The following is an 11,447-nucleotide window of genomic DNA, read 5'->3' as shown; positions in this document are numbered from 1 at the left end:
CAGCGCTCAGGCGACCTGGGTACGGCGCACCAGCAGCAGCCAGACGCCGGCGGAGGCCAGCCCGATCAGGGCGATCACCCCCATCCAGGGGCCCCAGCCCATGGTCAGCACGCGCAGCAGGGCGTCGCCGACGCCGTCGATCAGGACCGCGGCGGCCACCAGGGCCAGCACGATCAGGGAGAGCACCGCTCCCCCGGTCCACAGGAACCCCTGCCCGAAGCGCAGGAAGGCGGCGGTGATGGCCGCCCCCAGGAACAGGGTGGTCGCGATCAGCAGGAAGGTCTGGATCAGGGTCTGCCAGGCCGGTCCGGTGCCGGTGTAGACCACGTCGAAGAAGCGGACCTGCAGGCCGAACCCGTCGGTCGCGACCTCGATGATCTTGCCGAGGGTGATGAGCACCGAGTAGACCACCGCGTTGGCGAGGAAGACCACGCTGACGCCGGCGGCGAACTCGCGGCGGGTGAGGCCGAGCCCCAGGGCGAGCGGGAAGAACTGGCCCATGGAGGTGAAGCCGTAGCCGATCAGCGGGCCCAGCAGCGCGAAGATCGCGCCGCTCCAGGCCATGCCCTCGTACATCCCTGCTCGGGCCTCGGGCCCCTGGGTGCCGACGATCGCCCCGACGGCCAGGACGACCACCAGACCGATGGCGGCGATGATGGGCGGCCAGCCGAAGGCCTGCATCCGGTTGACGATGTGCATGTCGATGACGCTGCGGGATCGCATGGGGATTCTCCTCTCAGCGGACCGCGGCGGTGGTCGCCGACGTCGCCGTGGTGGGGGTCGTGGTGGTGCGGTGGACGATGTAGTTCTGCAGGGACACCGGCGAGACCTGCAGACCGGCCGCGCGGGCCCGCTGCGCCAGGTGCTCGGCGGCATGGACGGTGACCGTGGCCAGCGCCCCGATCTCCTGGCGGTGCAGGACCTCGGCGCCGGCGACCACCTCGAGGACCTCGTCGGTCCGGCCGGAGATCTCGATCGCCGCGGACTGCAGCGTCTCGGTCTCCTCGTCGAGCACGACCCGCCCCGCGTCCAGCAGCACCACGTGCTCGAGGAGGTTGGCGACCTCGTCGATGTGGTGGGTGGACAGCACCACGGTGCGGGGGTGCTCGCTGAAGTCGGCCAGCAGGCGGTCGAAGAACAGCCGCCGCGCGACCGCGTCCAGCCCCAGGTAGGGCTCGTCGAAGAAGGTGAGCGGGGCGCGGGAGGCGAGGCCGATGATGATGCCGACGGCGGAGAGCTGTCCGCGCGAGAGCTTCTTGATCATCCGCTTCTCGGGCAGTCGGAAGTCCGCGATCAGCTCCCGGGCGAGCTGCTCGTCCCAGTGCGGGTACAGCCCGCCGGCGATGCGCAGCACGTCGAGGGGCCGGAACCCGTCGGGGTACTTCTGGCTCTCCTGGATGAAGCAGGTGCGCGAGAGCACCTGCGGGTTCTCCACCGGGTTCGCGCCCAGCACCTCGAGGGAGCCGGCGCTGGCGAAGATCTGTCCGGTCAGCAGCTTCATCAGGGTGGTCTTGCCGGCGCCGTTGCGGCCCAGCAGGCCGTGGATGCGGCCGGAGGCGAGGGTGAGGTCGACGTCGTCGATGGCGGTGACGTCGCGGTAGTGCTTGGTCAGGGTGCGGGTCTCCACGGCGGTCATCGGGAGGCCTCCTTCGTGATCAGGTCGGTCAGTTCTCGGGTCGTGATGCCCAGCTGCTCCGACTCGCGCAGCAGCGGGGTGATGTAGTCCTGGACGAAGGCGTCGCGGCGGCGGCGGCGCAGCAGCTCGGCGGCGTCCGGGGCGACGAACATCCCCACTCCCCGTCGTTTGACCAGGATCTCGGCGTCGGCGAGGCGGTTCAGGCCCTTGCCGGCGGTGGCGGGATTGATGCGGAGGAAGGCGGCGAGCTCATTGGTGGAGGGCACCGGGGTGTCCTCCGGATAGGTGCCGTCGAGGATCCCGTCCTCGATCTGCTCCGCGACGGCGATGAACAGTGGCTTCGACTCGTCCAGCACATGTTCTCCTCGCGGATGAGAGCCGACTCCGGCTCGTTGGTTCGTTACTCCACTAATGAACCATGGAACCGGCGGGCCGTCAAGGGGTCGGAGCGGCCGGATCGTGCCGAAAAAAACCTAGGCTGGAGCCCCCGCACCCGAGGACGAGGAGGCCGCATGCGCGCCGTGCTGATCGACGCGAAGGGGGTCGCTCCCCGCCTGGTGAGCGACGCCGATGAAGCCCTGCTCAGCGGTCCTGTCGAGCTGGACGTGCTCGCCTCGGGCCTGAACTACAAGGACGCCATGGCGCTGGCCGGTCGCGGCATCGCCCGGTCCTTCCCGCTGATTCCGGGCATCGACGTGGTGGGCCGGGTGACGGCCTCGGAAGTGGCGGAGTGGTCCCCCGGCGACCTGGTGATCCTCACCGGCGACGGCCTCGGCGAGCTGCGCCACGGCGGCTTCGCGAGCCGCGCACGGGTGCGGCCCGACGCCCTGGTGCACCTGCCGGCAGGCCTGACCGCTGAGCGCGCCGCCGCCATCGGCACCGCGGGACTGACCGCGATGCTCGCCGCGCTCCGCCTGGAGGCCGACGGTCTCGCCCCGGCCAGCGGGGACGTCCTGGTCACCGGCGCCTCCGGCGGGGTCGGCTCGGTCGCCGTGGCGCTGTTGGCCGCCCGCGGCCACCGGGTGATCGCCTCCACCGGCCGCAGCGAGGAGAACGCCGGATACCTGCACGCGCTCGGCGCGGCCGAGGTCATCGACCGCCGCGAGCTCGGCCAGGAGATCGGGCGACCCCTGCAGTCCCAGCGCTGGATCGGGGCGGTCGACGCGGTGGGCAGCACGACCCTGGCCAACGTCCTGGCCGGCACCGCCCGCGGCGGCACCGTCGCGGCCTGCGGCCTCGCCCAGGGACCGGACCTGCCGACCACGGTGATGCCGTTCATCCTGCGCGGCGTGACGCTGGCCGGCGTGGACTCGGTCGACTGCCCGCTCCCGCTGCGACAGCGCGCCTGGGACGCCCTGGCCCGCGAGCTCGATGCGGACCTGCTCGATGCGATGACCACCCGGATCGCTCTGGCCGACGTCATCCCGGCCGCCGAGCGGCTCCTGGCCGGCGAGGTCCGCGGTCGCACCGTCGTCGACGTTAGCCTGTGAGCATGCGCGCCATCACCATCACCGACGACCACCGCCTCGAGCTTGCCGATCTCCCCGAGCCCGTCGCCGCGCCCGGCGAGGTGCTGGTCGACGTCGTGGCCGCGGGGGTGAACCGGGCCGATGTGCTGCAGGCGGCCGGGAACTACCCCGTGCCGCCGGGCGCCTCGGAGCTGCCGGGGCTGGAGATCTCCGGGCACCGGCGCGACACCGGCGAGGCCGTGGTGGCCCTGCTCGCCGGCGGCGGCTACGCGGAGACCGTCGCCGTGCCCGAGGCGCAGCTGCTGCCCGCCCCCGAGGGGCTGTCGCTGGTCGACGCCGCCGGGGTGGTCGAGGTGGCCGCGACCGTCGTCTCGAACCTGGTCCTCGAGGCGGGCCTGCACGAGGGCGAGAGCGTCCTGGTCCAGGGCGGCACCGGCGGCATCGGCACCGCCGCGATCCAGCTCGCGCGGCACCTCGGCGCCCGCGTGCTCACCACCGTCGGCTCCGACGACGCCCTCGGCCACGTGCGGGAGCTCGGCGCCGACGTGGCCTGGAACCGCCGCACCACCGACATGCTGGAGGCGGTGAGGGAGTCCGGCGGGGTCGACGTCATCCTCGACGTGGTCGGCGGCTCGGCGCTCGCGGACCATGTGGCGATGCTGCGCGAGGGCGGGAGGCTCGTCATCATCGGCACCTTCGGCGGGACCGTCGGCGAGCTGCCGATCGGGATGCTGATGGCCAAGCGGGCCCGGGTCATCGGCACCACCCTGCGGTCGCGCCCGGTGGAGAACAAGCGGGCGATCCTCGAGGCCACCCGCTACCTGGTGTGGCCGATGCTGGACTCCGGCGAGCTGCGGGTGCCGATCCAGGCCCGGCTGCCGCTCGAGCGCGCCGCGGACGCCCATGCGATCCTCCGCGAGGGCGGCCACCTCGGCAAGGTGATCCTGGAGGTCGCCGCCGGCGGCGCCGGCCACGGGCGCCGCCGCCGGGGCTCGGCCGCCTGAGCGGTCAGCCGCGCAGCTGCTCCAGCACCAGCACGGTGCCGTCCTCGTAGATCGAGTCGGTCACCGTGTCGGCGACGTCCTTGACGCCCTGCGGGGCCTGACCCATGGCCACGCCCACCCCGGCCCAGGCCAGCATCTCGGTGTCGTTGAAGCCGTCGCCGACCGCGACGGTGTGGGCGGGGTCGACCTCGAGGCGCTCGCGGATCACGTCGAGGGCGCTGGCCTTGGAGATGCCGGGGGCGGCCATGTCCAGCCAGGCCGTCCACCCGATCGAGTACTCCACGCCGTGCACGCCGGACTCGGCGACCACCTTGCTGAACTCCTGCGGGGTCAGGTCCGGCACGTGCACCACGACCCGCACCGCGTCGAGGTCCATGAGCTCCTCGAGCGAGCTCTCGCGCGCCTCGACGCCGAAGCTGGAGTCCTGGAAGCCGGCGGTGGCGTGGAAGCTGCCGTCGGCCATCTCGACCGCGTAGTGCGCGTCCGGGGCGACCTCCCGCAGGGTGCGCAGGGCGCGGCCGGGCTGGAAGGACTGCGTGTCGATGATGCGGTAGCCGCCGTCGGCCTCCGGATCCATCTCGAGGGTGACCGCACCGTTGGAGCAGACCGCGAAGCCGCGGGTGACGCCGGCGGCCTCGACGATCGGCACGGTGGCGCCGAGGGAGCGACCGGTCGCGATGACCACGTGGTGCTCCCGGGCCGCCCGCTGCAGCGCCTCGCGCATCGGCGGGGACATCGCGCCGTCGTGGTCCACGAGGGTGCCGTCCACGTCGAGCCCGATCAGCAGCTGGTTCCCGGCCAGGGCGTGGAGGTGCTCGTTCAGGCGCGCGCGGGTCGCCTCGGGGTCGGTGGTCGAAGTCGAGGTGCTCATGGGATCGAGTGTCTCAGCCGCGGCTGACGACCGGGTGAACCGGCGGTGACGCAGGGCTCCGAGCAGACGGCGCAGGGCGGTGGGCACGGGCATGTCAGGCAGGGACCTCGAAGATCTCACGGCCGCCGAGGTACGGGCGCAGCCCCTCCGGGACCACCACCGATCCGTCGGCCTGCTGATGGTTCTCGAGGATCGCGGCGATGAACCGCGTGGTGCCGAGGGTGCCGTTGAGGGTGGCGACCGGGCGCAGCCCGCCCTCGGTGCGCTCGCGGATGTTCAGCCGGCGCGCCTGGAACTGGGTGGTGTTCGAGGTCGAGGTGAGCTCGCGGTACGTGTTCTGGCTGGGCATCCACGCCTCGCAGTCGTACTTGCGGGCGGCGGAGGTGCCGAGGTCACCGGCGGCGGTGTCGATGATCCGGTAGGGCACGTCGATGCGGGCCATCATCTGCCGCTCCCAGTCCAGCAGGCGCTCGTGCTCCTCGTAGGAGTCCTCGATGCGGCAGTAGGAGAACATCTCGACCTTGTGGAACTGGTGGACGCGGATGATGCCGCGGGTGTCGCGGCCGTAGCTGCCGGCCTCGCGGCGGTAGCAGGCGCTCCAGCCCGCGTAGCGCAGCGGGCCGTCCTCGAGGTCGATGATCTCGTCCTTGTGGTAGCCGGCGAGGGCCACCTCGCTGGTGCCCACCAGGTAGAGGTCGTCGTCCTTGTCGAGGTGGTAGACCTCGTCGGCGTGCTCGCCGAGGAACCCGGTGCCCTCCATCGACTCCGGCAGCACCAGGGTGGGGGTGATCATCGGGATGAACCCGGCCTCGGTCGCCTGGTCGATCGCGGAGTTCAGGATCGCGAGCTCGAGCTGGGCGCCGATGCCGCGCAGGAAGTAGAAGCGCGCGCCGGAGACCTTGGCACCGCGGGCCATGTCGATCGCCCGCAGTCCCTCGCCGATCTCCAGGTGGTCCTTCACCGGGAAGTCACGGGCGGGGATCGCGCCGACCTCCTCGCGCACCACGAAGTCCTCCTCGAGGCCCTCGGGGGCGCCCTCGGCGAGGTTGGGGATCTCCCGCAGCGCGGCATCGCGGAGCACGAGCGCCGCATCCGTCTCCGCCTCGAGCCGCTTGACCTCGGCGCTGAGCTGCTTGACCTCGGCCAGCAGGACCTGCTTCTGCTCGCCCGCGGCCTGGGCGACCTTCTTGCCGAAGGCCTTCTGGGCGGCGCGCGCGGACTCGAAGGCGGCGGTGGTCTCGCGCCAGCGCGCATCGGCCTCGAGCACCGCGTCCACGGTGGCGGGGTCCCGTCGGCGCGCCCTCTGGGCGTCACGGACGGCGTCAGGATTCTCGCGCAGGTGCCGCAGATCGATCATTGGACCAGGGTACCTGCGCCCGGCGGCGCTCCGCCGCGCCGGGCTGACGGCGCCGTCTATAGGCTGGCCCCATGGATCGGACTCTCCTCGCGCTCGGCGTCATCTCGGTCGTGATCATGGCCGTGGCGCTGGTGCTGCTCGTGGTGGTGCTGCGGCAGCTGATGCGGCATCGGCGCGAGCTCGCCGAGCTGCGCCGGCTGCTGCAGCAGCCGGGGCGGGAGCCGCAGGCGAAGGGCCCCGCGGAGCCCGCGGCCCCGGCCGACTCCGAGCATCCCGACGCCGGTGGCGCCCCGCCCGCCCCTGCGCGCGTGCAGCGGGTCGCGGTGGTGCTGAACCCCTCGAAGTTCGACGACCCCGAGGAGTTCCGCACCCGGGTGCGCGAGGTCGTCGAGGGCCTGGAGGGTGCCGAGGTGGCCTTCTACGAGACGACGGTGGAGGACCCCGGCCGCGGACAGACCCGGCAGGCGCTGATGGACGGCGCCGATCTGGTGATCGCCGCCGGCGGCGACGGCACCGTGCGCATGGTCGCCGCAGTGCTCGCGGGCACCGACACCCGCATGGCGATCATCCCCTCGGGCACGGGCAACCTGCTGGCCCGCAACCTCGGCGTCCCGCTGGAGGACCCGTCGGCCGCGATGACCGCGGCCCTGACCGGCCATGACCGCAACATCGACGTGGGCTGGCTGCGCAAGGGCGGCTCCCTGAACGAGGCGGTGCACGCCGCCGAGCAGATCTTCCTGGTGATCGCCGGCTTCGGCGCCGATGCGGAGATGATCGGCCACACCGACCCGGTGCTGAAGAAGCGCTTCGGCTGGATCGCGTACGTCCTCGGTGGGGCGCGCACGATCCTGGGCCGCTCGGTCGACGTCGTGCTCGACTTCCCCGACGGCACCCGTCATGCCCACAAGGCGCGCACCGTGCTGCTGGGCAATGTGGGGAAGCTGCCCGGCGGCTTCGTGCTGATGCCGGGCGCCACCGCGGACAACGGGCACCTCGAGATCGTGGTGGCCGGCTGGAAGGGCCCGGCCGGGTTCAGCCAGGTGCTCACCGAGGTGGTCACGCCCAAGCTGGTGCCCAGGGGCCGGCTCGCGGAGTCCACCCGGCTGTCCTCGATGGACCGCTACCAGAGCACCGAGGTGCGGGTTGCGACGACCAGGCCGCAGCCGGTGCAGCTGGACGGCGACACCGACGCCGAGGCCACGCACATGATCGCCCGGATCGACCCGGGGGCGCTGCGGCTGCGGGTGCCGAGGGACACGGAGCTGACGACGCTGTAGGGCGTGGCGGGGCCCCGGAGGTCGTGGCGGCGCTCTAGGCCGGGGCGATCATCGCGCTCAGCCGCTCGACCCACTCCCGGGCCTCGTCGTAGGCGTGGTCGACGAAGTCCTCGCGGACGTCGGCGCGCTGTCCGTCGACCCGCGGGTAGGAGCCCAGGTAGTGCACCACCGGGCAGAGCCGGTGCAGGGAGCGCAGCGCCGCGGCCACGCGTCGGTCCTCGATGTGCCCCTCGAGGTCGATGGAGAAGGAGTACCGGCCCATGAAGTCCCCGATCGGCCGCGACTCGATCCGCGACATGTTCACGCCGTTGGAGCTGAGGATCTCGAGGGCCTCGAGCAGCGCACCGGCGCGGTTGTGGGGCAGCTGGATGACCAGGGTGGTCTTGTCGGCACCGGTGCGGGCGGGGATCCGGCCCTCGCGGGTGACGAGCACGAAGCGGGTCTGCGCGCCCTCGTAGTCCTCGATGCCCTCGGCCAGGATCTCGAGGCCGAAGTGCTCGGCGGCCAGCCGGGAGCAGACGGCCGCGCGGCCGCGGGCCTGGTCGGGACTGAGGGCGGCGAGGTCACGGGCAGCGGCGGCCGTCGAGGAGGAGGCGGCGACGTGGGCCTGCGGGACCTGGTTGCGCAGCCAGCCCTGCACCTGCGCCTGGGCGTGCGGATGCGAGGAGACGACCTCGATCTGGTCGAGCGCGGTGGCGCTCCGGGCGGCGAGCACGAAGCTGATCTGGACCACCTGCTCGGCGACGATGGTGATGGCATCGGTCGCGGCGAGCACGTCGAGCGTGCCGGAGACCCCGCCCTCGACGGAGTTCTCGATCGGCGCCATCATCGCGTCGATGTCGCCGGCGAGCAGGTCCGTGGTGGCGGTCGCGACCGCGGAGAACGGCACCGCCTCGACCTGGGCGGCGGCCTCCTCGGGCATGGCCGCGAGGGCCTGCAGGAGCGCTTGGTGGGTGAAGGTGGTCTCGGGGCCGAGGTATCCGTACCGCATGCAGGGAAGGGTACTGGGCGAGCCGGCCAGCGCGCCGGGGTGGTCAGAACGGCGGGTCGAGGTCGCGCCGTGCCTCGGCCGCGGCAACGGCTTCACGGTCACGGTCGAGCTCACGGTCGAGGTCGCCGTCCTGCGCGGGGTCCGGCGGTCCCCATTCGCGCTGGAGGCGGTCCAGCTCCCCCGCCCGCTCGAGCGCCTCGAGCTCGAGCGTCCACAGATAGTGCTCCCACGAGCTGACGAGGTGGGCGGCGATCGCGGGGGTGAGGAGGTCACGCTGCGGCGACACCCGTCTGCTCAGCAGGGGCGGGGAGCCGACGCTCCAGGTGGTCGAGCCGTCCGGATGTCGGTGCGGGTCGAGCCGGCGGGCGGTCTTCAGATCGTGGTGGTGCCAGTCGAGCCGGTGGAGGTTCTCGATCTCGGTCGGTCCTCCCCGGGCGGGGCACTCGTGATCGAACTCCTCGATGTGGTCGTTCTCGGCGTCGTCGGCAGTGGTCTTCGTGCAGCCGGGGACGGCGCAGCGGGGGTTCAGCAGCCGCAGGTGCTCGACCATCGCCGCCGTGGGGCGGTACTGCTCGGCCGGCAGGGGCAGGAAGGCCCCGGTGATCGGGTTGGTGAAGACCCGGTGCCAGACGGGCTCGGCGGCGGCCAGGCGGCGGGCCATGTCCGCGGGCAGCGGCGTGACCCCGTCGTAGGTGGCGGGAGCGTCGTCCAGGCCCATCAGGGTGAGCACGGGGATGACGACGTTGACGCGGTGGCGGGGCGCGGGCACCGAGACCCCGGCAGTGTCGAGGACCGTGCGCTGGAGGATCGCGTAGCGCAGGGCGGCGAGCGTCATCGCACGACGATCGCGGCCCACGTCCCCGTCGAGGTCGAAGGGGATCGGGGCATCGGCCTCGAGGGCATGGCGCTGCTGGGCCTGGACGGCCTTCGCTGCGGCGTCGAGGCGACGGACGACGGCGAGGATCTCGGGGATCGGACCGGTGACGCGCAGGCACGCGGTGCCGTCGTTGCGACTGCCGCCGTCGAGCGCCACATCGCGGGACTCCTCGGGCCGACGGCGCACGCTGTCGGTCTCGTACCAGGCGACCAGCAGCCGCAGCTCGTCGCGGAAGCGGTCGGCGGGGATCGACGGGAGATCCCAGAGCGCGATGCGCTCGTCGATCTGCGAGCGCTGGAACGCGGTGAGGTCGCGAACCGACTTCAGCATTCGCTGATGCCATTCCGTCGGCATATCGCCGGCGGCGAGGCGCTCGAAAGTCCGCGGCATCTCCGCGACCGCGATATGGGCGTCCTTGATCAGATAGCCGGCCGCGGCGGTGGTGGTCCGCAGCGCGATCGCGACGGCGAGGTCCAGCTCCTCGCGCTCGAGGGCGAGATCCGGGTCCGAGCGGTCGATCCAGAAGGCGGCCACGTCGAGGAGCCGGGCGGCGTGCGAGCGCGATGCCTCGCGCTCGGACTCCATGAGGCGCACGGCGGCGGCCGCGTCGGGGCTGCCGGGAGTGAGGCCGCCGCGCGTGATCAGCGACTCCTCGGTGAGCGGGGAGCGTGCCCGGACCTTCGCGCCGGGCAGAGGGCCAGCGGCGCGGGCACCCGTCGCCGCGCCGTCGCGCCGACGGGCGGTGGCGCGGCGAGCGTGGGCGCCGCTGCGCGCGGAGACGTCGAGGTGCATCGTCGTCACCGCACCCACCCCCTCGTCCTCGAGTCCGTCCCTCGCGCCCCTCCCTGGGCCGCGATCCGTGGTGCCTCAATTCTAAGTCCCCGCCTCCTCACGAGCAATACTCCGTGCGATATCCGGAGAAATTGTGGATAACCTCGAGTGGGGAGGAAAGATCACCGGATGGGCGCACCCCATGGCGCATTCCGTCCACATTATTTCCACTTTCCTGCGCGAACCGTGCCACGGACGACCCCGGGCCCCCGCTCACCGCAGCGGGAGCACCCAGCGCTCGACCTCGCGGCGCGCATCCGCCGGATGGCGAGTCCCGTCCCCCACCCGCGCCGCGCCCAGGCCCCGCGCCACCGCCCGCGAGGCCCCGTTCTCCGGGGCGATCAGCAGCACGAGCTCCCTCAGCTCGCCCCACCTGCGCGCCCGCTCGACCAGCGCCGCGCCCAGCTCGCCGCCGAGGCCGCGCCCGCGATGCGCGGCCAGGAGCCAGTAGGTCAGCATCGCCTGGCCCGGCTCGAGTCCGGGCGCGAGGGTGTTCAGTCCTCCCCCGCCGCGCAGCGCACCCGTCGCGGCGTCGAGCGCGGCGAACTCGCGCAGCGGTCCGTCCTCGCGCCAGCGGGCGACCCGTTCCAGGAACTCCTCGAGCCGCGCCCGGTCCCATTCCCGGCCCACGATCTCGCGGGCCAACTGCGCGTCCTGCCCGGCCAGCAGGGCGTCGGCGTGCTCGGGCCCGAGCCGCACCAGGCGCAGCGAGCTCACCGCGGCGCGCTCAGCCCGCGGCGTCGCGGGTCAGCGCCTCGCGCACCGCCGCCAGGATCTCGACGTCACGACGGCCCTGTTTCCGCGCCTCGCCGACGGGGCCGGTGAACAGGGCGACCAGGGCCGGGTCGGCCGCGGACTGTCCGTCGCGCCGGAGGCCCGCCGCCTCCCGCTCCGCCCGGTCGGCGGCGCCCGGCGCGATGGTGGTGCCGGCCCCGCGGCGGGTGAGGATGATCTCCGCCTCCTCGAGCAGCTTGTAGGCGCGGGTGACCGTCCCGGCGGCGAGGCCGAGCGCGGCGGCGTGGGTGCGGATGGCCGGGAGCCGGTCCCCGGGCCGCAGCTCGCCGGTGCGCACCTGCTCGAGGATCTCGCGCCGGACCTGCTCGTAGGGCTGGGGCTGGGTGGTCATGACCTCCA

The 11,447-nt window shown here is 72.9% G+C and carries 12 protein-coding genes; 3 read left to right on the top strand and 9 right to left on the bottom strand.

Annotated features, from left to right (window positions below; translation table 11 throughout):
* Window positions 1–6: 6 nt before the first annotated feature.
* Genes ACOJUI_RS03365 through ACOJUI_RS03355 form a run of 3 tightly spaced genes read right to left on the bottom strand, consistent with a single transcriptional unit; the run spans window position 7 to window position 1,992 of the window.
* The gene (locus ACOJUI_RS03365; RefSeq protein ID WP_422116693.1) at window positions 7–723 is read right to left on the bottom strand and encodes a hypothetical protein; all 717 of its coding nucleotides are present in this window, start codon (window positions 721–723) and stop codon (window positions 7–9) included.
* Between the two features lie 13 nt (window positions 724–736).
* The gene (locus ACOJUI_RS03360; RefSeq protein WP_422116692.1) at window positions 737–1,636 is read right to left on the bottom strand and encodes an ABC transporter ATP-binding protein; all 900 of its coding nucleotides are present in this window, start codon (window positions 1,634–1,636) and stop codon (window positions 737–739) included.
* A complete protein-coding gene (locus ACOJUI_RS03355; protein WP_422116691.1) occupies window positions 1,633–1,992 on the bottom strand; it encodes a GntR family transcriptional regulator in 360 nt (119 codons plus the stop codon). Before ACOJUI_RS03355 ends, ACOJUI_RS03360 begins: the two co-directional genes overlap by 4 nt.
* A 156-nt stretch (window positions 1,993–2,148) precedes the next feature.
* Here ACOJUI_RS03355 and ACOJUI_RS03350 point away from each other — a divergent pair, with 156 nt between their 5' ends.
* Together ACOJUI_RS03350 and ACOJUI_RS03345 are read left to right on the top strand one after the other, a co-directional pair.
* Complete coding sequence (locus ACOJUI_RS03350; protein ID WP_422116690.1) at window positions 2,149–3,126, top strand: MDR family oxidoreductase; 978 nt, start codon at window positions 2,149–2,151, stop codon at window positions 3,124–3,126.
* A gap of 2 nt (window positions 3,127–3,128) precedes the next feature.
* Window positions 3,129–4,109 carry an NAD(P)H-quinone oxidoreductase gene (locus ACOJUI_RS03345; protein ID WP_422116689.1) on the top strand — a complete coding sequence of 327 codons (981 nt, stop codon included), beginning with the start codon at window positions 3,129–3,131 and terminating at the stop codon, window positions 4,107–4,109.
* Between the two features lie 4 nt (window positions 4,110–4,113).
* Here ACOJUI_RS03345 and ACOJUI_RS03340 read toward each other — a convergent pair whose 3' ends face one another.
* Together ACOJUI_RS03340 and serS are read right to left on the bottom strand one after the other, a co-directional pair.
* Window positions 4,114–4,980: an HAD family hydrolase gene (locus tag ACOJUI_RS03340; RefSeq protein WP_422116688.1), complete on the bottom strand. Its 867-nt coding sequence runs from the start codon at window positions 4,978–4,980 to the stop codon at window positions 4,114–4,116.
* Window positions 4,981–5,074: 94 nt separating this feature from the next.
* Complete coding sequence (serS, locus tag ACOJUI_RS03335) at window positions 5,075–6,337, bottom strand: serine--tRNA ligase (RefSeq protein ID WP_422116687.1); 1,263 nt, start codon at window positions 6,335–6,337, stop codon at window positions 5,075–5,077.
* Window positions 6,338–6,408: 71 nt separating this feature from the next.
* Between serS and ACOJUI_RS03330 the strand changes: the two genes are divergently transcribed.
* Window positions 6,409–7,614 (top strand): diacylglycerol/lipid kinase family protein, encoded by a 1,206-nt coding sequence (locus tag ACOJUI_RS03330; protein WP_422116686.1) that lies wholly within the window; start codon window positions 6,409–6,411, stop codon window positions 7,612–7,614.
* A 34-nt stretch (window positions 7,615–7,648) separates the two neighbouring features.
* On the opposite strand, the gene pheA is transcribed toward ACOJUI_RS03330, so the two are convergent.
* From pheA to ACOJUI_RS03310, 4 genes are all read right to left on the bottom strand, one after another.
* The gene (gene pheA / locus ACOJUI_RS03325) at window positions 7,649–8,605 is read right to left on the bottom strand and encodes a prephenate dehydratase (protein WP_422116685.1); all 957 of its coding nucleotides are present in this window, start codon (window positions 8,603–8,605) and stop codon (window positions 7,649–7,651) included.
* Between the two features lie 43 nt (window positions 8,606–8,648).
* On the bottom strand, window positions 8,649–10,274 hold the full coding sequence (locus ACOJUI_RS03320) for an HNH endonuclease (RefSeq protein WP_422117605.1): 1,626 nt from the start codon (window positions 10,272–10,274) through the stop codon (window positions 8,649–8,651).
* 252 nt (window positions 10,275–10,526) lie between these two features.
* On the bottom strand, window positions 10,527–11,030 hold the full coding sequence (locus tag ACOJUI_RS03315) for a GNAT family N-acetyltransferase (RefSeq protein WP_422116684.1): 504 nt from the start codon (window positions 11,028–11,030) through the stop codon (window positions 10,527–10,529).
* 10 nt (window positions 11,031–11,040) lie between these two features.
* The gene (locus ACOJUI_RS03310; protein ID WP_422116683.1) at window positions 11,041–11,439 is read right to left on the bottom strand and encodes a GntR family transcriptional regulator; all 399 of its coding nucleotides are present in this window, start codon (window positions 11,437–11,439) and stop codon (window positions 11,041–11,043) included.
* Window positions 11,440–11,447: the final 8 nt, after the last annotated feature.

This window comes from Brachybacterium sp. UNK5269, assembly GCF_049266655.1.
GTDB lineage: Bacteria > Actinomycetota > Actinomycetes > Actinomycetales > Dermabacteraceae > Brachybacterium.
The sequence above is the reverse complement of the archived record's forward strand: the minus strand, read 5'-3'. Positions and strand labels throughout refer to the sequence as shown.

What these genes read in the sequence shown, in the direction of transcription:
- ACOJUI_RS03365 (WP_422116693.1), bottom strand. Translation starts at nt 723, where the DNA reads ATGCGATCCCGCAGCGTCATCGACATGCACATCGTCAACCGGATGCAG.
- ACOJUI_RS03310 (WP_422116683.1), bottom strand. Translation starts at nt 11,439, where the DNA reads ATGACCACCCAGCCCCAGCCCTACGAGCAGGTCCGGCGCGAGATCCTC.
- ACOJUI_RS03340 (WP_422116688.1), bottom strand. Translation starts at nt 4,980, where the DNA reads ATGAGCACCTCGACTTCGACCACCGACCCCGAGGCGACCCGCGCGCGC.
- ACOJUI_RS03345 (WP_422116689.1), top strand. Translation starts at nt 3,129, where the DNA reads ATGCGCGCCATCACCATCACCGACGACCACCGCCTCGAGCTTGCCGAT.
- pheA (WP_422116685.1), bottom strand. Translation starts at nt 8,605, where the DNA reads ATGCGGTACGGATACCTCGGCCCCGAGACCACCTTCACCCACCAAGCG.
- ACOJUI_RS03320 (WP_422117605.1), bottom strand. Translation starts at nt 10,274, where the DNA reads ATGCACCTCGACGTCTCCGCGCGCAGCGGCGCCCACGCTCGCCGCGCC.
- ACOJUI_RS03350 (WP_422116690.1), top strand. Translation starts at nt 2,149, where the DNA reads ATGCGCGCCGTGCTGATCGACGCGAAGGGGGTCGCTCCCCGCCTGGTG.
- ACOJUI_RS03360 (WP_422116692.1), bottom strand. Translation starts at nt 1,636, where the DNA reads ATGACCGCCGTGGAGACCCGCACCCTGACCAAGCACTACCGCGACGTC.
- ACOJUI_RS03330 (WP_422116686.1), top strand. Translation starts at nt 6,409, where the DNA reads ATGGATCGGACTCTCCTCGCGCTCGGCGTCATCTCGGTCGTGATCATG.
- serS (WP_422116687.1), bottom strand. Translation starts at nt 6,337, where the DNA reads ATGATCGATCTGCGGCACCTGCGCGAGAATCCTGACGCCGTCCGTGAC.